The organism is Streptomyces sp. NPDC050418 (genome assembly GCF_044458745.1).
In the GTDB taxonomy this organism is placed as follows: domain Bacteria; phylum Actinomycetota; class Actinomycetes; order Streptomycetales; family Streptomycetaceae; genus Streptomyces.
On record NZ_JBITIG010000012.1, the window covers coordinates 67,872 to 90,824 of the forward strand.

Annotated in this window: 20 protein-coding genes and 1 riboswitch; of the genes, 7 read left to right on the forward strand and 13 right to left on the reverse strand. The window is 72.0% G+C overall.

The window, feature by feature from the left end:
- Positions 1–10: 10 nt before the first annotated feature.
- Complete coding sequence (locus tag ACIBI4_RS27355) at positions 11–2,071, reverse strand: DHA2 family efflux MFS transporter permease subunit (protein WP_399206725.1); 2,061 nt, start codon at positions 2,069–2,071, stop codon at positions 11–13.
- 185 nt (positions 2,072–2,256) lie between these two features.
- Between ACIBI4_RS27355 and ACIBI4_RS27360 the strand changes: the two genes are divergently transcribed.
- Entirely contained in the window at positions 2,257–3,246 is a 990-nt protein-coding gene (locus ACIBI4_RS27360) for a peptidoglycan-binding protein (RefSeq protein ID WP_399206726.1), read from the forward strand.
- Positions 3,247–3,284: 38 nt separating this feature from the next.
- Here ACIBI4_RS27360 and ACIBI4_RS27365 read toward each other — a convergent pair whose 3' ends face one another.
- Positions 3,285–3,692, reverse strand: coding sequence for a DUF1992 domain-containing protein (locus ACIBI4_RS27365; protein ID WP_399206728.1), 408 nt, complete (start codon positions 3,690–3,692; stop codon positions 3,285–3,287).
- Positions 3,693–3,828: 136 nt separating this feature from the next.
- Here ACIBI4_RS27365 and ACIBI4_RS27370 point away from each other — a divergent pair, with 136 nt between their 5' ends.
- Positions 3,829–4,221 (forward strand): hypothetical protein, encoded by a 393-nt coding sequence (locus tag ACIBI4_RS27370; protein WP_399206729.1) that lies wholly within the window; start codon positions 3,829–3,831, stop codon positions 4,219–4,221.
- Positions 4,222–4,248: 27 nt separating this feature from the next.
- On the opposite strand, the gene ACIBI4_RS27375 is transcribed toward ACIBI4_RS27370, so the two are convergent.
- From ACIBI4_RS27375 to ACIBI4_RS27385, 3 genes are all read right to left on the reverse strand, one after another.
- Entirely contained in the window at positions 4,249–4,797 is a 549-nt protein-coding gene (locus tag ACIBI4_RS27375; RefSeq protein WP_399206730.1) for an MOSC domain-containing protein, read from the reverse strand.
- A gap of 40 nt (positions 4,798–4,837) precedes the next feature.
- Complete coding sequence (locus ACIBI4_RS27380) at positions 4,838–5,986, reverse strand: DUF2330 domain-containing protein (protein WP_399206732.1); 1,149 nt, start codon at positions 5,984–5,986, stop codon at positions 4,838–4,840.
- A 105-nt stretch (positions 5,987–6,091) separates the two neighbouring features.
- On the reverse strand, positions 6,092–7,696 hold the full coding sequence (locus ACIBI4_RS27385) for a glycosyltransferase family 87 protein (RefSeq protein ID WP_399206923.1): 1,605 nt from the start codon (positions 7,694–7,696) through the stop codon (positions 6,092–6,094).
- A gap of 368 nt (positions 7,697–8,064) precedes the next feature.
- Here ACIBI4_RS27385 and ACIBI4_RS27390 point away from each other — a divergent pair, with 368 nt between their 5' ends.
- Both ACIBI4_RS27390 and ACIBI4_RS27395 read left to right on the forward strand, forming a co-directional pair.
- Positions 8,065–9,234, forward strand: a complete 1,170-nt coding sequence (locus ACIBI4_RS27390; RefSeq protein WP_399206733.1) for a steroid 3-ketoacyl-CoA thiolase — start codon at positions 8,065–8,067, stop codon at positions 9,232–9,234.
- 118 nt (positions 9,235–9,352) lie between these two features.
- The gene (locus ACIBI4_RS27395) at positions 9,353–10,651 is read left to right on the forward strand and encodes an alpha/beta hydrolase family protein (protein WP_399206734.1); all 1,299 of its coding nucleotides are present in this window, start codon (positions 9,353–9,355) and stop codon (positions 10,649–10,651) included.
- 129 nt (positions 10,652–10,780) lie between these two features.
- Here ACIBI4_RS27395 and ACIBI4_RS27400 read toward each other — a convergent pair whose 3' ends face one another.
- From ACIBI4_RS27400 to ACIBI4_RS27430, 7 genes are all read right to left on the reverse strand, one after another.
- Positions 10,781–11,221, reverse strand: a complete 441-nt coding sequence (locus ACIBI4_RS27400) for a lytic transglycosylase domain-containing protein (protein WP_399206735.1) — start codon at positions 11,219–11,221, stop codon at positions 10,781–10,783.
- A 379-nt stretch (positions 11,222–11,600) separates the two neighbouring features.
- Positions 11,601–12,488 carry an ECF transporter S component gene (locus ACIBI4_RS27405; protein WP_399206736.1) on the reverse strand — a complete coding sequence of 296 codons (888 nt, stop codon included), beginning with the start codon at positions 12,486–12,488 and terminating at the stop codon, positions 11,601–11,603.
- Complete coding sequence (locus tag ACIBI4_RS27410; protein ID WP_399206737.1) at positions 12,440–14,398, reverse strand: ABC transporter ATP-binding protein; 1,959 nt, start codon at positions 14,396–14,398, stop codon at positions 12,440–12,442. The genes ACIBI4_RS27405 and ACIBI4_RS27410 overlap by 49 nt, the downstream gene beginning before the upstream one ends.
- Positions 14,395–15,606 carry a CbiQ family ECF transporter T component gene (locus ACIBI4_RS27415; RefSeq protein WP_399206738.1) on the reverse strand — a complete coding sequence of 404 codons (1,212 nt, stop codon included), beginning with the start codon at positions 15,604–15,606 and terminating at the stop codon, positions 14,395–14,397. Before ACIBI4_RS27415 ends, ACIBI4_RS27410 begins: the two co-directional genes overlap by 4 nt.
- A gap of 2 nt (positions 15,607–15,608) precedes the next feature.
- On the reverse strand, positions 15,609–16,271 hold the full coding sequence (locus tag ACIBI4_RS27420) for an SCO2322 family protein (RefSeq protein WP_399206739.1): 663 nt from the start codon (positions 16,269–16,271) through the stop codon (positions 15,609–15,611).
- On the reverse strand, positions 16,268–17,479 hold the full coding sequence (locus ACIBI4_RS27425) for a prenyltransferase/squalene oxidase repeat-containing protein (protein ID WP_399206740.1): 1,212 nt from the start codon (positions 17,477–17,479) through the stop codon (positions 16,268–16,270). The genes ACIBI4_RS27420 and ACIBI4_RS27425 overlap by 4 nt, the downstream gene beginning before the upstream one ends.
- 130 nt (positions 17,480–17,609) lie before the next feature.
- Positions 17,610–17,684, reverse strand: a riboswitch (cobalamin riboswitch).
- A 116-nt stretch (positions 17,685–17,800) separates the two neighbouring features.
- A complete protein-coding gene (locus ACIBI4_RS27430) occupies positions 17,801–18,850 on the reverse strand; it encodes an MBL fold metallo-hydrolase (protein WP_399206741.1) in 1,050 nt (349 codons plus the stop codon).
- Between the two features lie 201 nt (positions 18,851–19,051).
- Between ACIBI4_RS27430 and ACIBI4_RS27435 the strand changes: the two genes are divergently transcribed.
- Positions 19,052–20,509, forward strand: coding sequence for an aldehyde dehydrogenase (locus ACIBI4_RS27435; RefSeq protein ID WP_399206742.1), 1,458 nt, complete (start codon positions 19,052–19,054; stop codon positions 20,507–20,509).
- A 7-nt stretch (positions 20,510–20,516) separates the two neighbouring features.
- A complete protein-coding gene (locus ACIBI4_RS27440) occupies positions 20,517–20,750 on the forward strand; it encodes a ferredoxin (RefSeq protein ID WP_399206743.1) in 234 nt (77 codons plus the stop codon).
- A 37-nt stretch (positions 20,751–20,787) separates the two neighbouring features.
- Here ACIBI4_RS27440 and ACIBI4_RS27445 read toward each other — a convergent pair whose 3' ends face one another.
- Positions 20,788–21,405 carry a TetR family transcriptional regulator gene (locus tag ACIBI4_RS27445; RefSeq protein ID WP_399206744.1) on the reverse strand — a complete coding sequence of 206 codons (618 nt, stop codon included), beginning with the start codon at positions 21,403–21,405 and terminating at the stop codon, positions 20,788–20,790.
- A 178-nt stretch (positions 21,406–21,583) separates the two neighbouring features.
- On the opposite strand from ACIBI4_RS27445, the gene ACIBI4_RS27450 reads away from it, so the two are divergent.
- Positions 21,584–22,948 carry a glycosyltransferase family 4 protein gene (locus ACIBI4_RS27450; RefSeq protein WP_399206745.1) on the forward strand — a complete coding sequence of 455 codons (1,365 nt, stop codon included), beginning with the start codon at positions 21,584–21,586 and terminating at the stop codon, positions 22,946–22,948.
- Positions 22,949–22,953 lie beyond the last annotated feature (5 nt).

Below are 22,953 nucleotides of genomic sequence, written 5' to 3' on the forward strand. Positions count from 1 at the left end.
CACTCACCTCTCACGCATGCGCCGCATGGTCCCGCGGTACGTCCCCTGCGCCCGGCGTCTCCGAGTCCGAGCCCGACAGCTCCAGGCTGAGCTCCTCGACCAGACGGACCAGGTCCGTGGGGCGGTCCGGGCCCCACCAGTCGCCGAGGAGCTCGGCGAGGGAGGCCTCGCGGGCCTTGGCGAGGCGCGCGGCGACCTCACTGCCTGCCGGCGTGAAGACAAGGCGCAGACCGTCGCGGGTGGCCAGCTTGCGCTCCTCCAGCTGGCGGGCCGCGGCCTGGATACGGGCCAGCGGGACCGTGGTGTTCTCGGCGAGGACCGCCGGTTCCGTGTGGCCGAAGCGCTGGATGCGCAGCAGCATCCAGCTCGCGGCGGGCAGCAGGTCCTCGCCCGCCCGTGCCGTGATCTTCTGGTAGATCTCGCGGCGGCCCTGGCGCGTGCCGAGGACGGACAGGGCCCGGTGGACCTCGTCGCGCGAGGAGCGTTCGACCGGGTTGCTGGCGAGGGTCTCGGTGATCTCGGGGGCGGTCACGGAGCCGCGGAGCTTGTCCTCGCGGAGCAGGAACGACAGAGCGAAGGCGACCAGGGCCACCGGCACCGCGTACAGGAAGACATCGGTGATCGCCGAGGAGTAGCCGTGCAGCGCGATGCCCTGGAGGTCCGGGGGAAGCTGCCCGATGGTGCGCGGGTCGTCCTCCAGGCTCTCGATGGTGAGGCCGCCCGGCAGGGTCTGGCCGGCCAGGGCGTCGCTGAGTTTGCCGTCGAGGCGGTTGGTGAAGATCGTGCCGAAGATCGCGACGCCGAAGGAGGCACCGATCGAGCGGAAGAACGTCGCGCCCGACGTGGCCACGCCCAGGTCCTCGTACGAGACGGCGTTCTGCACGATCAGGACCAGGACCTGCATGACCAGGCCGAGACCGAGGCCGAAGACGAAGAAGTAGGCGTTCATCTCCCAGGTGCCGGTGGTCTCCTTCAGCTGGTGCAGCAGGAGCAGACCGAGCGACGTGATCGCGGTGCCCGCGATCGGGAAGATCTTCCAGCGGCCCGTCCGCGAGACGATCTGGCCGGAGGCGGTGGACGACAGCAGCAGACCGAACACCATCGGCAGCATGTGCACGCCCGACATCGTCGGCGAGACACCCTTCACGACCTGCAGGAACGTCGGCAGATACGTCATCGCGCCGAACATCGCGAAGCCGACGACGAAGCTGATCGCCGAGGAGAGCGTGAAGGTGCGGATCCGGAAGAGCTTCAGCGGGAGCACCGGCTCGGCCGCCTTGCGCTCCACCGCGATGAACGCCACGAGCAGTACCGCGCCCAGGACCGCGAGCCCGATGATCTGCGCGGAACCCCAGTCCCACGTGGTCCCGCCGAGCGACGCCACGAGCACCAGACAGGTGGCGACCGAGGCGATGAGGAACGTACCCAGGTAGTCGATCTTGTGCGGCCGCACGGTGTGCGGGATGTGCAGCGCCGCGGCGATCACGAGGAGCGCGATGACGCCGACCGGCAGGTTGATGTAGAAGACCCAGCGCCAGCTCAGGTGGTCCACGAACAGACCGCCGAGCAGCGGTCCGAGCACGCTCGTCGCACCGAAGACGGCACCGAACAGGCCCTGGTACTTGCCGCGTTCGCGCGGCGAGACGATGTCACCGACGATCGCCATCGACAGGACCATCAGACCGCCGCCGCCCAGACCCTGCAGCGCCCGGAAGCCGATCAGCTGCGGCATGTTCTGCGCGACGCCGCACAGCGCCGAACCGATCAGGAAGATCACGATCGCGGTCTGGAAGAGCTTCTTGCGCCCGTACAGGTCGCCGAGCTTGCCCCACAGCGGAGTCGCGGCCGTCGAGGCCAGCATGTACGCGGTGACCACCCACGACAGATGCTGCATGCCGCCGAGGTCGCTGACGATCGTCGGCAGGGCGGTCGAGACGATGGTCTGGTCGAGCGCCGCGAGCAGCATGCCGAGCAGCAGCGCCCCGATCGACACCATGACGCTGCGCTGGGTCTGCCCGGCCCCGGGTCCGACCGCCGCCGGGGTGCCCGCGTCGCTCACGTCCTGGGCCATGAACGGCTCCTTCTCGCGGCCTTACGTGTTCGTCTCCTTCCATCCTGGGCGGGATGGCCGGTTATGGCCTGTTGGACGGCCGGTGAACGGGCGGAAGCGAGGGGTGGGGGCGCTGGGCCTCGTGGGACACGGTCTGCATAATCCCTGTGTGCTCAAGGGAGGGGACCGACCGAGGTGAGCGACTGATGTGCCCCGAATGCGGGATACCGAACGACTCGTACGGCACGCCGCGCTGTGACTGCGCGTCGCGTGCGGCGGAGAACCTGCACGAGACCCGCCAGGCCGGGGCCGCCACCGAGGGGGAGTACGACCCGCTGCGGATCCGGCCCTACGTCGCCCGCCCGGACGAGGGGCGCGGCGGCCCGCCCGACGCAGCCGACACGGCCCGGCTGCCCGTGGCCTTCCACCCCGCCCAGCCGCCCGCCGTCCCGGCCGCACCGCGGCAGGCGGATGTGGCGCTGTTCGTGGCGGATGCGGATGGCATGGCGGCTACGGACGGGGCAGCCGAAGGGCCGCGCACCGGCGAAGGACCCGTGGGGCGCGACTGGGAAGTGACCATCCCGGACATCAGCCCGGACCCCGCATCGCGCCAGGCCCACCGTGCCCGCCGCCGCGCGGGCCGCAGCCGTCGTACCGCCCTGCTCGCGACCGCCGGTGCGGTGCTCGCCGTCGTGGCGGTCGCCGCGCTGACCGGGCTGTTCTCCGGGGAGCCCGAGGGCGGGAAGGCCCTGCCGGACAGCGGGCCCAGCAGGTCGGCCGTGGCGAGTACCTCGGCCGAGCCGACCTCCGCCGGACCCTCCGAATCGGCCTCGCCCAGCCCTTCCGCCTCCCGCTCCGGGAGCCCCTCGGCCTCGCGTACGACCTCCGCGCCGCCGAAGAAGACCGTCTCCCCTCCGCCTTCGCCGAAGACCTCGACGGCGAGCACCAAGCCTGAGGCGCCCTCCGACGGTCTTGTCCTGCGGGTCGGCGACAGCGGCTCCCGCGTCCGCGATCTGCAGTACCGGCTGGCCGAGGTGCGGCTGTACCGGGGGCCCGGGCACGGGAAGTTCGACGAGGAGACGCGGCAGGCCGTCGTCCAGTTCCAGATCTGGTACGGCGTCCAGGGCGACCAGCAGGGCGAGTACGGGCCTGCCACGCGTGACCGGCTCGAACGGGAGACGGACGGCCGCGACTGAGGCGCGGCTCGCTGCCCCCGGTCCGACCCCCGGCCCCCTCAGCCCCCCTGTCGCGCCTGGCGCCACTCCCGTACGACCGCGTCGATGTCGACCGGACCCCGCCCGAGCGGCGGTCCGGGCGGCGGGCGGCGCAGCATCGCGGTGATCTTCTCGTTGAGCGGTTCGAGGAGGGCGCGGACCGCCCGCTCCGAGGGCGCGTCCGCCGCGGCGGCCAGTGCGTCCTCGGTCTCCTTGCGCAGGGCGAGGGCCGGGGGCAGGGCGCCCGGCAGCTGTTCCTGGTGCATCTTCTTCCTGATCCACCACAGCTCGTCGTAGGGCTTGTCGAGCCCTTCGAGGGGCTTGCCCGCGCCCGGCAGGCGCGCGAAGTCGCCGCGGGCTTCGGCCTCGCGGATCTGTTTGTCGACGAAGGATTCGAAGCTGACTCCTGGAGGCTTACGCTCAGTCATGCCTCCAGTTTCGCAAACGGCCGCGCGAGCCGCCCGGCCGGATGTGTCCTGGGTCACGTGGCCCGGCGGGCTCGGCGGCCTATCATGCGGCGGCGCGTCAACCGCGTTGTGGTTCTCGTGAATTGAAGGAGCGCAGGTGCTCGAGCTCACCATGGCCTCGGTCTCGCCGGAGAACGCGGGCGCTACGGCCGGGATGGCGATGGCCGACGCGGACAGCGCGCCGGGAGCGGTGCTGCGGGTCGGCCGTGACCGCACGGTGTGCCGTCTCGCGCCGCCGGACGACTGGCTGTTCATCTCGCGTACGCACCTGGAGTTCGTCTGCGGCCCCGACGGTGTCTGGCGTGTGACCTGGCTGCTCGGCTCGCACCCCGACCCGGCGTCCGAGGTGCGGGTCAGGGTCGGCATGAACCATCACCAGCTCGCGTACGGCGGCACGATGGCGCTGCCGATGGGTGGCTCCGGAGAGGTGATCATCCAGGACCGCACCAGCCCGCGCAGCGTCAACGTGGGCTTCTACCACGAGATGTGAGGACCGGTCAGCTGGCGCGGTGTGTCCTCAGACCCGTTCGAGCGGCCGGTGCGGCCCGTCGGGCAGCTCGGCGACGATCGCGTCGCCCGGGCGTACCTCGCCCCCCTCGCGTACGACGGTCATGATCCCCGCCTTGCGGACGAGCCCCCCGTCCGCGGCGCGGAACACGACCTGCTTGAGCAGCCCGTCCTGGTAGGCGTCGATCTGCACACAGGGATTGCGCAGCCCGGTGACCTCCAGGACGGCCTCCGCACCGATCCGCAGCACCGTGCCCGTGGGCAGGCCGAGCAGATCGATGCCACGCGTGGTGATGTTCTCGCCGAGCGCACCGGGCACGACCGTGTGCCCCTGCGCGGCGACCTCCGCGAACAGCTCCTCGTGGATGAGATGGACCTGCCGCAGATTGGGCTGCGTCGGGTCCTGCGCGACCCGCGAACGGTGCTTGACGGTCACCCCCGCATGCACGTCCCCCTCGACACCGAGCCCCGCGAGCAAGGTGATGGCCCCACGGTTCGGCTTGGTGAACGAGTACACGGCATTGCTGCTGACCGCGCTCACGGCCCCTTCGACACCCACGGATCGCCCCCTGGACTGCTGAAACGGTGGTGTCGTCAGACTAGTTGAGCGGCGGCGGAGTCCACACCGCAGGCGGTGGGGTCACCGGGCGGCGGGAGCGGGCCATCGCTCGCCAGGCCAGTAGCGCGAGCGCAGTGGCGAGTGCGCCGCCCACGGTGACCATCCACGCGGGGATGCCCGCCCAGAGCAGCAACTCGTCGTCGTAGATCACCTGTTGGTACGGGGCGTCGCTGTCGGTGCGGCGCAGTTCGTGGTCGCCGGAGATGTCCGACGGTTCCGGGAACGTCTGGGTGATCGCCGTGAGGTACCGGGTGCCGCCTTCCGCGAAGGCGTTCACCGCCGGGCCGGAGTCCTTGCCGAGCCTCCCCGCGTACGTGACCTTCGGGCGCTCCCCGCCGATCGTCGTCCGCGGCTCCATGCGGTGCGCGGCGAGCACGTACAGGTCGAGCGCCTGCGGCTGGGCGGCGAGGTGGGACAGGCGCATCGGGTAGACGAGCCGGTCGCTCGGGAACGAGATCCGCAGCGGTTCGAGCTGACCGCGGAGCGGCCCGCCGAGCTTCTCGGGCGCGAGCCGGATCGCCACGTACTGCCAGCCCTGGTCGACGTACGGGCGCAGCGCCTGGCCGAGCCGGTCGGAGAGGCGGAAGCCCTCCCCGTCGAGCCAGTCCGCGAGCGCGTCCGGGTCCGAGGCGCTCAGATGGGCCACGTCGAACGGACCGAGCTGCTCGCGTCCCGTCACCTCGACGGACGGGGCGCCGCCGGCCGACGAGTCGCCGGTGCGGCCGGCGCGCGACGGGGAGAACGGGAAGTCGCCCGCGCGCGGCCAGAAGTACGTGCGCTCCTTGCGGACGGGAGCGGTGAGGCCGGTCAGTTCGGAGAAGAGCGCGCGGTCGCCGAGCTCCACGTCGGCGCGGGCCGGCACCGGCATGATCCAGGCGGCCTCGTGTGCGGTGCCCTGCACGGACAGGCGCATCGCGATCTCCTCCTGCCGCCCGTCCCAGCGCACGGCCGAGACCTCACGGCTGACGATCACCCGGGTGTCCTCGCCGGTCACCATCGCCCCGCACCCGCAGGCGTACGCGGGGCTGATCAGCGACCCCAGCTGCAGCGCCGCCAGTGCGAGCAGCACCGCGACGAGCCGTCGCGCCCTCGTCGTCACGCCCGGCCGTCGGCCGACCCCGTACCGCATGTGCATGTCCCCCCGTACCCGCGATCTCACGGGCACAGACGGCACCCGCCGCACCCCGGTTCCCACCTGCACCGGACTCGGCTCCCGAGACCCGGACCGCCGCGCTCAGCAGCGAGCCGGCGGAGTCCATCCGTACGCCGAACCGATCGTGTACTCGCCCGCCGCGTCGACCTCCAGGCGGACGAAGTCGCCGTCCCGCGCGAGACACCCACCGGACGTCGTCAGCCACGGCGAGTACGCGAGCTTCACGCGCACCGAGCCCTTGGCCGTGGCCCGGACCACCAGCGAGGTCTCGTCGGAGCGCACGACCCGGGCCGGGCCGGAGACCAGCGGCTCGGCGTCGCGCACGCGGTAGACCTTCCAGTGCTCGTCCTGCCACACCGGCTCCAGGAAGCCGGGCTCGTCGCGCACCAGGGCCGCCTCGCGTTCGGCCGGGCCGTCCGGGCGGCCGTCGTGCAGCACCACCAGGCCGACGGACCAGTGGTCCAGCCACTTCTTGTACGCGGCGGGGGAGAAGGCGCCGTCGGGCACGCCCGCGCCCGGGTACCCGTCGTAGAACAGCGGTCCGCGCTCCACGTCCGCCTGCCGGTTCCAGCCCTTGGCGAGGTTCACGTGCGGGGCGAGCAGCGCCGCCTCGCGGTGGTCGCGGGCCGGGACGACCTCGACGCGCGTGCGGTCGGCGCCGAGCCGGTCGAGCGCGCGGACGACGTCGTCGGTGTCGCGGGCCCAGGCCGGGACCTTCGTGTAGACGACGATGTCGTCGACCGCCTTCTGGGTCACCCAGTACACCGAGAACACCAGGGTCAGCAGGTACGCGATCCACTTCGCCCGGGCCGCGCGCCCCTGCCCGTCGGCCGGTTTCGACGGCAGACACGCGAGCAGGACGGCGGGCGCGATCAGCTGCGCGAACCGCTCGACGTTCGTGCCGATCGGCGAGGCGATCAGGAACGTCAGGACCACCCCGAGCGCGTACACCGCGGCGCCGGCCTTCAGGGCCCGCCACTTCGCGGGCGCCGCGAAGAGCACCGCCGCGCAGAACAGGACCGGCCAGAGAACGCGGTCCCAGCTCATCGGCTGGACGCCCTCGAACGGGAAGAGCAGCGTCGTGGCGCCGACCACCACGACCGGCGCCACGATCAGCGCGAGGGCCCGCCCCCAGTCCCGTACGAGAAGGAACGCGGCGCCAACCACCAGCAGATACAGGCCCGCGACCGGCGAAGCGGTCGTCGCGAGTGCCGCGCACAGGCCCGCCCGCCAGATGCGCCGCGCCCCGATCAGGAGCACACAGGCGCCGAGCGCGAAGGCGATGCCGAGCGCGAAGGTGGTGCGGCCGGAGATCACGTTGCAGCACAGGGCGTACGACGTGAGCAGCGCCGGCCACAGGGGACGGGCGATTTTGGTGCGCACCCACAGCATCCCGCCGAGCCAGCCGGAGGCGAGGCCCGAGAGCAGCGTCACGGTCTTCACGCCGAGCAGGGCCATCAGATACGGCGAGATGAGGCTGTAGTTGGCGGTGTGCACGCCGCCGTACCAGGAGAAGTTGTACGGGGCGCCGGGGTGCGCGGACACGAAGTCGGACCAGGCCTGCTGGGCCGCGAGGTCCCCGCCGCCCTTCGCGAGGAAGACCCACCACACCGCGTACAGCGGAAGCAGCGCGAGCGTGGCGATGAGCGGCACGCGGTGGCGCGCCGGCAGGGCGTCCAGGGCCATGGGCTGTGAGATCTCCGGATCGGTGGGGCGCCGGGGGCGCGGGTGAAGGGTGGCGTGCACCGTCGTAGACGCTAGCCAGCCGCGTTCCGTTCGGGCAGGGGACCCCCTGTTCCGGGCGTTTTGTGCGTAGTAACGGGTTCTACCTGTGGCAAGCCCCGTGCGGAGATCTTTTGCGGGCGTGTGGCGTGCAGGAACGGTGGCTGTGCGTGCAAGACCCTTGCGGTGGACGGGTCAAAGTCGTGAGACTGTCCCCGTAACTAGAACGCGTACTAGTTCTTGAGTCAGGTCGAAGACTCGGGGCCGAGGGGTGCCGGGACACTCCCCACGGACCGCAACCAACACTTGAGAGATCAAGGGCAGGAGGGCTCATGGCCGCGGAACCCGTCATCGTCGAAGCAGTGCGCACACCCATAGGCAAGCGTGGAGGTTCGCTCGCCAATCTCCACCCCGCGTACCTGCTCGGGGAGACGTACCGCGAAGTCCTCGCACGCACCGGGATCCAGCCGGACTGCGTGGAGCAGATCGTCGGCGGCACCGTGACGCACGCCGGCGAGCAGACGATGAACCCGGCGCGCACCGCGTGGCTCACGATGGGCCTGCCGTACGAGACCGCCGCCACCACCGTGGACTGCCAGTGCGGCTCCTCGCAGCAGGCCTCGCACATGGTCGCCAACATGATCGCGGGCGGTGTCATCGACATCGGGATCTCCTGCGGCGTCGAGGCCATGTCCCGCGTCCCGCTCGGCTCCGCCTCCAAGCACGGCCCGGGCAAGCCCTTCCCGGACGAGTGGAACGTCGACCTGCCCAACCAGTTCGAGGCCGCCGAGCGCATCGCCCGCCGGCGCGGACTGACCCGCGAGAACGTCGACTCGCTCGGACTGATCTCGCAGGAGCGCGCCGCCACCGCCTGGGCCGAGGAGCGCTTCAAGCGCGAGACCTTCGCCGTGCAGGTGCCCACCACCGAGGACGAGCAGCGCGCCGGACAGGGCATGTGGCGCCTTGTCGACCGTGACGAGGGCCTGCGCGACACCACGATGGAGGGGCTGGCCGGCCTCAAGCCGGTGATGCCCACCGCGATCCACACCGCGGGCAACTCCTCGCAGATCTCCGACGGCGCCGCCGCCATCATGTGGGCCTCCAAGCGGATGGCCCGCGCCCTCAAGCTCAAGCCACGCGCCCGTATCGTCGCCCAGGCCCTGGTCGGCGCCGACCCGCACTATCACCTCGACGGTCCGATCGACGCGACGAAGGCCGTGCTCGGCAAGGCCGGGATGTCGCTCAAGGACATCGACCTCGTCGAGATCAACGAAGCCTTCGCCTCCGTGGTCCTCAGCTGGGCCCAGGTCTTCGAACAGGACCTGGAGAAGGTCAACGTCAACGGCGGCGGTATCGCCCTCGGTCACCCCGTCGGCTCCACCGGCGCCCGCCTCATCACCACCGCGCTGCACGAACTGGAGCGCCGCGACAAGGAGTTCGCGCTCATCACGATGTGCGCGGGCGGCGCGCTCGCGACCGGGACGATCATCCAGCGGCTCTGACCTCCCGCCGGACCCACAGCACCCCAACTACCCCCAGTCCGGGGTGTAGTTGGGTACACCCCGGGATCCGGGGGCTGCTCGGATGGGGTGTGCGCCACCGTCGTACGACGATCGCTGCATGACGACGAAGACGCAGAACACGCCCCGCGAGACCACCGGATCCACTGCCGCACACCGCACTTCACGGGGCATCAGGGCCACCGCCGCCGCCTGCGCGGCGGTCGCCCTGGCCGCCACGCTCACCGCACCGGCCTTCGCCGAGGCGCCGACCGCTGCCCCGTCCGCGGGCTCCGCGACGGCCCGGCACCACGGACGCGGCGACCTCCTCAAGGTGGAAGCCGTCGCGGAGCTGGGCCGCGCGGACGTCGCCGCGTTCCTCGCCCAGGCCGAGATCGGCGACGACACCGTACGGCACGGGGTGCGCGCCTACCGGCTGACCTACCGCACCCTCGACACCGCCGGACGCCCCACCACTGCCACCGGCCTGCTCACCCTGCCCGCCGGCGGCGAACGGCGCCTCGACCTCGTCGCCGACACCCACGGCACCATGGTCCACCGCGACTACGCGCCCTCGGTCGCCACCGACTTCGGCCGCCTCGCCTCCTACCTGCACGCCTCCGCGGGCCGCGCCGTCGCCGCGCCCGACTACCTCGGCCTCGGCAAGGGACCCGGCACCCACCCCTACATGGACACCCGCTCCTCCGTCAGCGCCTCCCTCGACATGCTCAGCGCCGCCCGCACCGCCGCCCGGCAGCTGCACCGGCCGCTGACCGGCGACGTGTACGCGACAGGGTTCTCACAGGGCGGCCAGGTGGCCATGGCGCTCGGCCGCGAACTGAGCACCGGCCACAGCCGCGGCTTCCGCCTCCGCGCGCTCGCTCCCGTCGCCGGACCCTACGACCTCGCGGGCGAGGAAGTGCCTGCCCTCTTCGACGGCCGCGTCAACGACACCAGCGGCATCTTCTACGTCTCGTACTTCCTCGTCGCCCAGAACCGGCTGCACCCGCTCTACGCCGACCCCTCCGAGGCCTTCCGCGCCCCGTACGACCAGCGCATCGAGGCACTCTTCGACGGCGAGCACCACGAGGAGGACATCGTCACCCAGCTCCCGAAGACGGTGAAGGAACTCCTCACCCCCGCCTTCTACGAGCGCATGCAGCACCCCGACGGCGCCCTGCTCACCGCCATCAAGGCCCAGGACGGCAGCTGCGACTGGAAGCCGAAGGCGCCCGTGCGGCTGTACGCCTCCGCCGGCGACACCGACGTCCCGATCGGTAACGCCACCAGCTGTGCCGCGGACCTCGCCGCGCAGGGCGTGAAGGCGCCCGTGCTCGACCAGGGGGCGGTCGACCACTTCGGCTCGTTCAAGAAGGGCGGACCGCAGTCGGTGCGCTGGTTCGACCGGCTCGCGCGGTGACCGGCCGGAGCGCGGCGCTCGCCTGAGCCCGGAACGCAAGAGCGGCGCTCGCCTGAGCCCCGGAACGCAAAAAGCGGCCGCCCCTCTGTGCGAGGGGCGGCCGCTTCGGTGAATGGCTCAGGGGCCGGCTCAGTACCAGTGGTTCTGCTGCCAGAAGTTCCAGGCGGCGACCGGGGAGCCGTAGCGGTCGTTCATGTAGTCCAGACCCCACTTGATCTGGGTGGCCGGGTTCGTCTTCCAGTCCGCGCCGGCCGAGGCCATCTTCGAGCCCGGAAGCGCCTGCACCAGGCCGTACGCGCCGGACGAGGAGTTCGTCGCGGTGTGGTTCCAGCCGCTCTCGGCCGAGACGATCGCGCTGAACGCCTTGTACTGCGCCGGGTCCGGGATCATCTTCTGAGCAATCGCCTGCGCCGAACCCGCGGCGGCCGGCGCCACGGACGGGGCGGCCTGCACCGTGGCGGCCTGAGCGGGGGCCGCGGCGAAGACCATGCCGGCGGCCGACGCGGCCACGAGGGCGGTGGTGACGGCCTTCTTCGGGGAGGCGATGCGGCGGATGCTGGAGATGGACACGCTGGACCTTCCGGTCGGGAACAGGGCAGTCGCAGGCAAGCCGGTACCGCAAGACGTGCGGAGGGGGTTTGCCGGGGCGGGGCCCGTGGGGGCCGCCGTGCCCTGCGACTCCTCCAGAGAACCAGGGCTGTTACGCCGCCGCAATGACCCGTCTTACTAGTTCTCCTCGCATATGGGGTGTTATGACCCCACTTCCCCCGGACCCCTTGAACTCGCAGGTCAGACCTGGTTTGAGGACCCCTAGGGGAGGTGCCCTGAGGTCTACTATCCCGGCTCGTATGTGACCTAGGTCCTGTGCGCGGGCTCACGCGCAAGCGGCCCCGATTTCACACAGAGTGACAATTCGTCTACCGATTTGCAGGCGATTCCGACGGTTTTGTTACGGCTTCGAAGGCCCGGAAGCACCCTCGGCCCCGCTATCGAATGTGACCGGCGCCTCGAAAGCGGCCTTGCGGGTGGCTCGCCGTAGCGCCTTGAGCACGGTCGGTCCCACCGTGAGCGTCAGCACCACCGTGATCACCGCGCGGCCCAGGTCCCAGCCCATCGAGGTCGCCAGGCAATACGCGAGAAAGCGGGCCAGGTTCTCGTGCAGCGGGTCGCCCGGCACGAACGAGATCCCAGAGCCGAGGCCGCCGACGATCGCTGCCCAGCCGTACAGATTCATCACGAAGCCGTACGCGAACGCCGCCACCGCCCCGTACACCGCGAGCATCACCATCTCGGCCCGCCCGCGCAGCCGGTCCGCGCCCGGCAGCAGGCCCGCACCCATCGCGACCCAGCCCATGCTCAGCATCTGGAACGGCATCCACGGACCCACCCCGCCCGTCAGGAGCGCGGACGCGAAGAGCGTCACCGAGCCGAGCACGTAACCGAACCCCGGCCCGAGCACCCGCCCCGCCACCACCATCAGGAAGAACGTCGGCTCCAGACCGGCCGTCCCCGCGCCCAGCGGCCGCAGCGCCGCGCCCACCGCGGCGAGCACCCCGATCATCGCGATGGCCTTCGCGCCGAGCCCGCTCTCCGAGATCGTCGCGAGCACCACCCCGAGCAGCAGCGGCAGCAGCGCCGCGAACAGCCACGGCGCGTCCTTCGCGTGCGCCACCCCCGACTGCGGGTCCGCAAGCAGCGGCCAGCCGAACGCCAGCACCCCGGTCACCCCGACCAGGACCAGCGCGGCGACCGACTTCGGGCCCAGGCGCACCGCCCGCACCTGCGCGGTCACGGGCGCTCCACGAGCGCGGTGCGCACCTGCCCCACCGTGAGCCACGGCAGCGGCGCGAGGATCTTGCCGACCTGCGGGGCGAACGCCGGCGACGAGACCACGACCTCCTCGGTCGGGCCGTCCGCGACCACCTCGCCCTCGGCGAGGATCACCACGCGGTGCGCCAGCTCGGCGGCGAGTTCCACGTCGTGCGTGGCGAGGACGATCGCGTGCCCGTCGGCCGCGAGTCCCCTCAGTACGGTGACGAGCCGGGCCTTCGCCGCGTAGTCGAGGCCGCGCGTGGGCTCGTCGAGCAGCAGCAGCGGTGGGCGGGCCGTCAGGACGACCGCGAGCGCGAGGGCGAGCCGCTGCCCCTCCGAGAGATCGCGCGGATGTGTCCCGTCCGCGATGCCCGGAAGCAGCTCCTCGACCAGCGCACGGCAGGTCCCGGGCGCCGCGCCCGCGTCCGCGTCGGCCGCCGCGCACTCGCCGGTCACGGTGTCGGCGTACAGCAGATCCCGCGGCTCCTGCGGTACGAGACCCACGCGCCGGATCAGCTCACGCGGCGCGGTTTTGTGCGGGACGGCACCGCCGACGCGCACACTCCCGGAACTCGGCTCCAGGAGCCCGACGAAGGCGGAGAGAAGCGTGGACTTCCCGGCGCCGTTGCGCCCCATGAGCGCGATGGTCTCGCCGGGGGAGACGGTCAGCCCGACGTGCCGGAGGGCCTCGATACGGCCTCGGTGGACGGCGAGGGAGGTGGCGGTGGCGGTGGGGGTGGATGTGGGGGTGGATGTGGCGTCGGACGGAGGGGAGTCCGGCGCGGGCGCGGGCGCGGTGGGAGGGGGCTCGCCGGGCGTGGTCTTGGCGCGGCGGAAGGTGAAGCGGCGGCGTGGGGTGTTCTCGCCCCGTGCGCCGGACAGTCCCCTCCCGCCCGGGGGCCGAGCCCCTTCGAGCCTATCGACGCCCACTGACAATCCCGGCCCGGACGACTCACCCGCCACGGAAGCGGAACCCGTCGCGGCTCCCGAACCAGTCCTCGAACCAGCTCCCGAAGCCGCCCCAGCACTGGTCCCAGTACCGGTCCCAGCACTGGTCCCAGTCCCGGCCCCAGTCCCGGCCCCAGCCCCCGCCGCCCCCTCAACCGGAGGCACCGCCACCCCACCCAGCCGCTCCCGCAGCTCCCCGGCAGCCCGGCGCGCGTCCCGCACCGTCAGCGGCAGCGGGGACCAGCCCGCCAGCCGGCCCAGGCCGACGACCGGGGGGAACACGGGCGAGACCGCCATGATGTCCGCCGGCGTACCCGTCACCGGAGCCGCACCTGCACCCGGCAGCAGCACCACCTGGTCCGCGTACTGCACGACGCGCTCCAGGCGGTGCTCCGCCATCAGGACCGTCGTCCCGAGGTCGTGCACCAGCCGCTGCAGCACCGCGAGGACCTCCTCCGCGGCGGCCGGGTCGAGCGCCGACGTCGGCTCGTCGAGAACCAGCACCCGCGGGTGCGGGGTCAGCACGGAACCGATCGCGACCCGCTGCTGCTGACCGCCCGACAGCGTGGCGATCGGCCGGTCGCGCAGGTCCGCGAGGCCGAGCAGATCGAGGGTCTCCTCGACGCGGCGGCGCATCACATCGGGCGCGAGGCCCAGCGACTCCATGCCGTACGCGAGCTCGTCCTCCACGGTGTCCGTGACGAAGTGCGAGAGCGGGTCCTGGCCCACGGTGCCGACGACGTCGGCGAGTTCACGCGGCTTGTGCGTGCGGGTGTCACGCCCCGCGACCGTCACCCGGCCCCGCAGCGTGCCGCCCGTGAAATGCGGGACGAGCCCGCTGACCGTGCCGAGCAGCGTCGACTTGCCGACGCCGGACGGACCGACGAGCAGCACCAACTCGCCCTCGGGAACGGTGAGTTCCACTCCCGCGACGGTGGGCTCCGGGGCCCCGTCGTACGTCACCGAGACATCCTCGAAACGGATCATGAGGCTTCCTTCCGAGGCGAGGCTTCCAGGGACTTCGCGGCTTCCGGGGCCGCCGGGGCCGCCGGGGTTCCCCGGGTGACGGCGGGCGCGGGCGCGGTAGCGGGCACCGGCGCCACGAATGCGGGCAGCAGCCCGATCAGCACGGACGCCGCCGGCCACAGCGGCAGCTCGGGAGCGGTCGGCGGTACGACACCGGGGTGCAGCGCGGCCGGATCCGCGGCCGCCGCGGAGATCATCAGCGCCGCCACCGCGACCCCCGACCCCGACACGAGCCAGGCCCGCAGATCCCACCGGTCCGGCCGGTAGCGGGTGCGCAGCGACCGCTTCCCGCCGAGCCACAGCCCCGTCAGGGCCAGCGCGAGCCCGCCGAGCAGCACGGGAAGACCGAAGCCCGCGCCTTGCGCGGCGAGCAGTCCGTACGTCCCGGCGCACACCCCGAGCAGTCCGCCGAGCGTGCACACCGCGGTCAGCCGCCGTACGGGAACGGGCACGTCGGCCGAGCGGCCGTACCCCCGCGCGTCCATCGCGGCGGCGAGCGCCACCGAGCGCTCCAGCGCGCCTTCGAGGACGGGGAGTCCGACCTGCGCGAGCCCGCGGATCCCCCGGTCGGGACGGCCGCGCAGCCGTCGCGCCCGCCGCAGCCGCGCCAGGTCCGCCAGGAACTGCGGCGCGAACGTCATCGCGACGACCACCGCGACCCCGGCTTCGTACAGCGCACCGGGCAGCGACTTGAGGAGGCGGGCCGGGTTGGCGAGCGCGTTCGCCGCGCCGACGCAGATCAGGAGCGTGGCCAGCTTCAGACCGTCGTACAGCGCGAAGAGCAGCCCCTCCGCGGTCACCTTGCCGCCGAGCCGGACGCCCTGCGCCCAGTCGGGCAGCGGCACCTCGGGCAGCCGGAACAGGACCTGCGAACCGGGGATCGGCGAGCCGAGCACCACCGCGAACACCAGCCGGATGGCCAGGACGAGCAGCCCCAGCTTCACGAAGGCGCCGTACGAACGGGCCCAGGGCGCGTCCGTGCGCCGCGCCGCCACCACATAGCCCGCGACCGCGACCAGGAGGCCGAGCAGCAGCGGGTTCGTGGTGCGCGAGGCGGCCGTGCCGAGGCCGAGCGCCCAGATCCACCAGGCGCCCGGATGCAGCGCGTTGGCACGCGTGGCGACCGGCGCGGTCAGCCGCCGCCGTACGACGCCGGGGTGCGAAGTCATGCTCAGCCCCTGCGGCGGCGGGCCTGCCAGATCGCTGCCACGCCGAGCAGAAGCACCGCGGCCACACCGGCGAGCAGCCCGACCGACGGGCCGCCGTCGTCCTCGGACGCGGCCGGCTTCTCAGCCGCGTTCCCGGCGTCCTTGCCCGCGCCCGTGTCCGACACCTGCTCGCCGCAGCCGCTCTTCGGATACCCGGAGATGGCGCACAGCAGCGCGTTGCTGTCGTAGCGCAGCGGCTTGGCGACCGCCGCGAGCGCGTCCGCCGACGTGCCGTCCTCGGCGATCCGCGCACAGACCGTCCGCGGCTTCGGCGGCGTCTCGCCCGACGGGGCGTCCGCGGCCGTGCCGAAGTCGACGACGAGGGCGATGCGCTTCTGGCCTTCCTCGGCCTTCGTCCCGGCGCAGATCGCGTCGAACTCCGCGTCCTCGCGCGGCTTCGCCGCATCCGCCGAATCCTTGCTGACGGCGAAGCGGAAGCCCTCCACGTCACCGTCCGAGGGCCGGGCGGTCGCGGGACCCTGCGTGGCGTACGCCCACGCGCCCTTGTCGTCCTTGAACCAGAACGACCAGTAGCGGTACGAGTCCGCCTGAGCGGGCGCCGCGAGCAGCACGGCGAGAACCGCCCCCACGAGGAGGGCGGTCGCCGAGCGGAGGAGAGTCCTCACAGCTGGTTCTTCTTGCGTCCGCTGAACAGGAACCCGACACCGACACTGGCGACGAAGAAGACGCCGATGATCCACCAGACGCTCATGGACGAGTCGTCGTCCTTCTTCTTGTCCTCGGAGCTGTCGGCGCTCTCGGCCTTCTGCGGCGCCGGGCCCATCTTGTTCAGGGCGCTGACGAGGTCCGTGCCGCCGAAGTCCTCGGGGTCGGCGCCGGCCGCGTGCGCGGCGAAGATCAGCTGCGAGTACGCGGCGGGGGAGCCGGAGGTCTTGGCCCAGGCGGCGCCGTTCTTCTCCAGCTCGGCGAGCGGCTTCTTCGCCTGCTCGGTCAGACCGGCGGCGGAGAGAGCCACGACCGCGTCGGCGGTGTTGCCGTAGTCGGGCTGGTCCTCGGAGCCGGGCAGCGACGAGGTGAGGAAGCCGTCCTTGGCGAGGGTGTCGGCGAGGTAGGCGGCACCGTTCGCGGCGGCCTGCTTCGCGTCGCCGGCCTTCGCGCACTTCGCGGGCTCGGTCTTGGCGGCGGCCTGCACGACGAGGCCCTGCTCCAGACCGCCGAGCACACCGGCGGCGGTGGCGTCGGCGTTCGGCGCGAGCTTGCCGGACTTCATGTCCGCGAGCCCGAACGCGCCCTTGCCCTTGTCGTCGCACGGCATCGACAGCGCGACCAGCGCGTCACCGGCGGCCTTGTCCTTCTGGGACTTCACCTCGGCCGGGTTCTCACCGGCCGCCTTCAGGGCGCCGACGACCAGGCCGGTCGAGTTCGCGTCCGAGGGGATCCCGGGGTTGTAGCCCCAGCCGCCGTCCTCGTTCTGCACCGAGCGCAGCCACTCCACGGACTTCTTGACGTCCGCGTCGTGCCCGCCCAGCGCGGCGAGCGCCTGGATCGCGGACGCGGTCGAGTTGGAGTCGACGACCGTCTTGGCGTCGCACTTCTCGGAGGGGTCCTCGCGGTAGGCCGCGTACGAGCCGTTGTCGCAGGCCTGCCCGGTCAGCCAGTCCACGGCCTTGGCGGCCGGCTTCACGCCCGCCGTGTCCTGGGCGAGCAGCGCGTACGCCTGGCGGAAGACACCGTCGTACTTCGGGTCCGTCTTGCCGTACAGGCCCGACGGCAGGTTCTTGGGTGCCGGGGTGTCGGCGGTCGCGGCGGGGGCAGCGGCCATACAGAGCACGGCGGTGGCGGCCAGCGCGGCGGCGCTGCGGCGGGCGGTCATGATCGGACGGGTGCCTCTCCTGCTGGGCCGGGCACGGGCCCGCGAAGGCACCGGGCTCCGGATCCGTATACCTCGACGGTCCCGGTCGCCGGCTGATTCGGCGACTGGAGCCACACACGCCGCTCACGGAGCATTCCGGCTCGCCGGCCCTCCGACCGAGGGCGGCATACGGTTGCGGGTCAGCGCCGGAGTCGCACCGGCTTCCCTCCGTACGGGCGTGGTGATTGGGCCTACTGTACCGGCCGGTCAGGTGAGGAGGGTTTGCGGTCAGGCTTGGGGCCGGTTGCGCCTGCGGCGGCATCCGAACCTCGTCCGGTGTCCTCAGACGCCGGACGGGCCGGCAACGTACGCCACCGGATCCGACCCCTCCACAGCCTCCGCGTGCCCCAGCTTCACCAGCCGCCGCAGATGCGCCTCCGCCTCCGAGACCGCGATGTTCTGCGAGCCGTAGGGGATCTGCGCCCAGGGCCGGTTCCACTCCATGCGGGTGGCCAGCTGCCACGGCGTGAGGGGCTCGGCGAGCAGCCGGCGCAGGTCCGCGAGGCGCTCCTCGTGGTGTTCGAGCAGCTCCCGTACGCGACCGGCCGAGTCCGTGAACGCGTACTGGTGCGCGGGCAGTACCTCCGCCACCCCCAGCCGCCCGATCCGCTCCAGCGAGTCGAGGTAGTCGCCGAGCGGATCGGTGACGGCCTCCTCGGCCGGGTCCTCGTACAGGCCGATGTGCGGAGAGATCTCCGGCAGCAGATGGTCGCCGGAGAACAGGCGGCCGTGGCCCGCGAGCCGCGAGGGGTGCTCCTCCTCCAGATGCAGGCATACGTGGCCGGGGGTGTGCCCGGGCGTCCAGATCGCGCGCATCCTGCGGCCGGGCAGGTCGAGGAGCTCGCCGGGGGTGATCTCGCGGTCGGGGAGGGCCGAGTTGAGCCCGGGCATCGTCGTCACACGTCCCGACGTCCGCGCCGCGCGCATCGGCGCGAGGTGCTCCTCGGGCGCACCGGCCGCGGCGAGTTTCACGGTGAGGTAGTCGAGCCACTCGCCCGGCTTCCGCGCCCGCGTGCGCCGGACGACCTGGGTGTCGGCCGCGTGCATCGCGATCCAGGCGCCCGAGGCCTCCCGCACCTGGCCGGACAGACCGTGGTGGTCGGGGTGGTGGTGGGTGATCACGACACCGTGGATGTCCTTGATGCCGGTGCCGAGCGCCGCGAGGCCGTCGACCAGCGTGTCCCAGGACGCCGGGTCGTCCCAGCCCGTGTCGATGAGGACGGGGCCGCTGTCGGTGTCGAGGAGGTGGACGAGGGTGTGGCCGAGCGGGTTGTCCGGGATCGGCACCTTGAGCGACCAGACGCCGCCGCCGTGCTCGGTCACCTGCGTCATACGGGCCTCGTCTCCTCGTCGCCGGGTGCGGCCGGTCCGACCCCGACCACTATAACTAGAACCAGTTCCAGTGGTAGCCCCAAGCATCCACTTCCGCGGGGCTGTTCGACGTCTGGCAACCTCGAACTAGAACTGGTATCAGTTTCGGGAAGTACCGGTCTGAAAAGGTGTCAGGAACCGCCCCGCAGGAGGCAGTCGGCCATGGCAGAGCTCGTGGAACACGGAAAGCTGTTCATCGGCGGGGAGTTGGTGGATCCCGTCGGCAAGGACGTCATCGAGGTCGTCTCCCCGCACACCGAGGAGGTCATCGGCCGGGTGCCGCATGCCGCCAAGGAGGATGTCGACCGCGCGGTGGCGGCCGCGCGCAAGGCCTTCGACGAAGGCCCCTGGCCGCGGATGTCGCTCGACGAGCGCATCGAGGTCGTCACGAAGATCAAGGACGCCTTCCTCGTACGGCACGAGGAGATAGCCCGCGTCATCTCCTCGCAGAACGGCACCCCGTTCACGTCCAGCGTGATGGTGCAGGCGCTCGCCACGATGATGGTGTACGACGCCGCGCTCACCACCGCCCGCAACTTCACCTACGAGGAGAGCCGCCAGGGCGCCCTCGGCCGGATCCTCGTGCGCCGCGAGCCGGTCGGTGTCGTCGCCGCGGTCGTCCCCTGGAACGTCCCCCAGTTCACCGCCGCCGCCAAGCTGGCGCCCGCGCTGCTCGCCGGCTGCTCGGTGGTCCTCAAGGTCTCGCCCGAGACACCGCTCGACGCCTACCTCCTGGCGGAGATCGCCACCGAGGCCGGGCTGCCCGAGGGCGTCCTCTCGATCATCCCCGCCGACCGCGAGGTCAGCGAGTACCTGGTCGGGCACGAAGGCGTGGACAAGGTCTCCTTCACCGGATCCGTGGCGGCGGGCAAGCGCGTCATGGAGGTCTGCGCCCGCAACCTGACGCGCGTGACGCTGGAGCTCGGCGGCAAGTCCGCGGCCGTGATCCTGCCGGACGCGGACGCGGAGGCGGCCGTGAAGGGCATCGTCCCCTTCGCCTGGATGATCAACGGTCAGGCCTGTGTCGCCCAGACCCGCATCCTCGTCCCCACCTCCCGCTACGACGAGTTCGCCGAGGCCTTCGCCGCGGCCGCCGGCGCCCTCAAGGTCGGCGACCCGCTCGACCCGGCCACCGAGCTCGGCCCGCTGGTCGCCAAGCGCCAGCAGCAGCGCTCGCTCGACTACATCCGCATCGGCCAGGAGGAAGGCGCCAAGATCCTCACCGGCGGCGGACGTCCGGCCGGACAGGACAAGGGCTGGTATGTCGAACCCACGCTCTTCGGCGGTGTCGACAACTCGATGCGGGTCGCCCGCGAGGAGATCTTCGGCCCGGTCATCTGCCTCATGCCGTACGGCGACGAGGCCGAGGCCGTCCGGATCGCCAACGACTCCGACTACGGGCTCAGCGGCAGCGTCTGGACGGCGGACGTGGAGCGCGGGATCGACGTGGCCCGCCAGGTCCGAACCGGCACGTACTCCGTCAACACCTTCAGCCTCGACATGCTCGGCCCGTTCGGCGGCTACAAGAACTCCGGTCTGGGCCGCGAGTTCGGGCCTGAGGGGTACGGCGAGTACTTCGAGCACAAGATGATCCACCTGCCCGCCGGGTATGAGGGGTGAGCGCCTGATGGGAGACCGCTGGCACGTCGAGGTCGACCGGGGCGTGTGCATCGGGTCGGGGATGTGCGTGACGAGCGCGCCCGAGGGGTTCCGGCTCGACACGGCGCGTCAGTCGCATCCGCAGGCGTCCGAGGTGGACGCGAGTGAGGATGTGCTCGCGGCGGCGGAGGGGTGTCCCGTCGAGGCGATCACCCTGACGCTGCTGGGGAGCGGGGAGGCTGTCTACCCGCCGGAGGACTGAGGCCGTGGGCCTGGGGATTCGCCCCGGGCCCTCCGGGCTACTCCGGCACCGTCAGCTCGATCAGCTTGCACACCGTCTCGATGTCGATCTTGACCTGGGCGATCGAGGCGCGGCCCGAGAGCCAGGTGATGAGGGCCGAGTGCCAGGTGTGCTCGATGACGCGGACCGCCGAGAGCTGCTGCGGGGTCGGGTCGTCCAGGCCCATCGCGTCCAGGATGATCGCCGTCGTCAGCCGCGAGACCGTGTCCACCTCGGGGCTGACCGAGCGGTCGGCGAAGGTGAGGGCGCGGACCATCGCGTCCGCGAGGTGCGGCTCGCGCTGCATCGCGCGGAACGCCCGCATCAGGGTCTCGGCGACCCGCTCGGCGGGGGTGTCACCGGCCGGCGGGCGCTTGCGGATCGTGCCGTGCATGTGCTGCAGCTGGTCCTGCATCGTGGCGACGAGCAGATGCACCTTGGACGGGAAGTAGCGGTAGAGCGTGCCCAAAGCGACCTGGGAGGACTCGGCGACCTCGCGCATCTGCACGGCGTCGAAACCGCCCCGGCTCGCCAGCTGGGCGCTCGCGTGCAGGATGCGGCGGCGGCGGGCTTCCTGACGTTCGGTCAGGGCGGGGGTCGCGCCGGTGCCGCCGGATTCCATGGCTTCCGCTGTCATCTGTCCCGTTCCGCCGTCCGGTCCGCGTTCGTCGTGGCGCGAATCACCTGATCCAGGCCTTCCGATCTACTTACCTGCCGGTAAATTCGATGCTCTTCAAGCGATCAAGTCTGAAACTTGTTCTAGGTTAGCGTCCCGGCGTAATCTCGCGGGCAATGCAGTCAGAAGGGGGCCGTGAGTGACCGCTGAGGCCATGGAGGCGGGTTCCGCGGGCCCCATAGACACGGTCGGTGACCGTCCCCTCGCGGAGGTGCGCCAGGGTACCGGCGAACGCCCGCTGCGGATCGCCCTGCTGACCTACAAGGGGAACCCGTTCTGCGGCGGCCAGGGCGTCTACGTCCGCCACCTCTCGCGCGAGCTCGCCCGCCTCGGACACGACGTCGAGGTCATCGGCGCCCAGCCCTACCCGGTCCTTGACGAGGTCGACGACCGGGTCTCCCTGACCGAGCTGGCCTCCCTCGACCTCTACCGCTCGCCCGACCCCTTCCGTACGCCGAAGCGCGACGAGTACCGCGACTGGATCGACGTCGTCGAGGCCGGGACCATGTTCACCGGCGGCTTCCCCGAGCCGCTCACCTTCTCGCTGCGCGCCCGGCGCCATCTCGCCGACCGCCGCGGGGACTTCGACGTCATCCACGACAACCAGACGCTCGGATACGGCCTGTTGGGCGGCCCGGGGGTGCTCGGCGCCCCGCTCGTGACGACCATCCACCACCCGATCACCGTCGACCGTCAACTGGAGATCGACGCCGCGAACGGCTGGCGCGAGCGCGCGGGCAAGCGCCGCTGGTACGGGTTCACGCGCATGCAGAAGCGGGTCGCGCGGCGGCTGCCGTCCGTGCTGACCGTCTCCGGGACCTCGCGCGACGAGATCGTCGAGCACCTCGGGGTGCGCCAGGACCGGATCCACGTCGTGCACATCGGCGCCGACACCGATCTCTTCTCGCCCGACCCGTCGGTGGCCGAGGTGCCCGGACGGATCGTCACCACGTCCAGCGCCGACGTGCCGCTCAAGGGCCTCGTCTTCCTCGTCGAGGCGCTCGCCAAGGTGCGGACCGAGACGCCCGAGGCGCATCTCGTCGTCGTCGGCAAGCGGCCCGAGCACGGACCCGTCGCCAAGGCGATCACGCGCTACGGACTCGAGGACGCGGTCCGGTTCGTCAAGGGCATCTCCGACCAGGAACTCGTCGACCTCGTGCGGTCGGCCCAGGTCGCCTGCGTTCCTTCGCTGTACGAGGGGTTCTCGCTGCCCGCCGCCGAGGCCATGGCCACGGGGACCCCGCTGCTTGCCACCACCGGAGGGGCGATCCCGGAGGTCGCGGGGACCGACGGCGAGACCTGTCTCGCCGTGCCCACCGCAGACGCCGGGGCGCTCGCCGCGGGGCTCACCCGGCTGCTCGGCGACCCGCAGCTGCGGACCCGCCTCGGCGCGGCCGGACGCGCACGGGTCCTGGCCAACTTCACCTGGGCGCGGGCGGCGGAAGGCACCGTGGCCCGCTACCGCGAGGCCATCGCCGCGGCACCTCAGCGGACAGCCCGATGATCCGC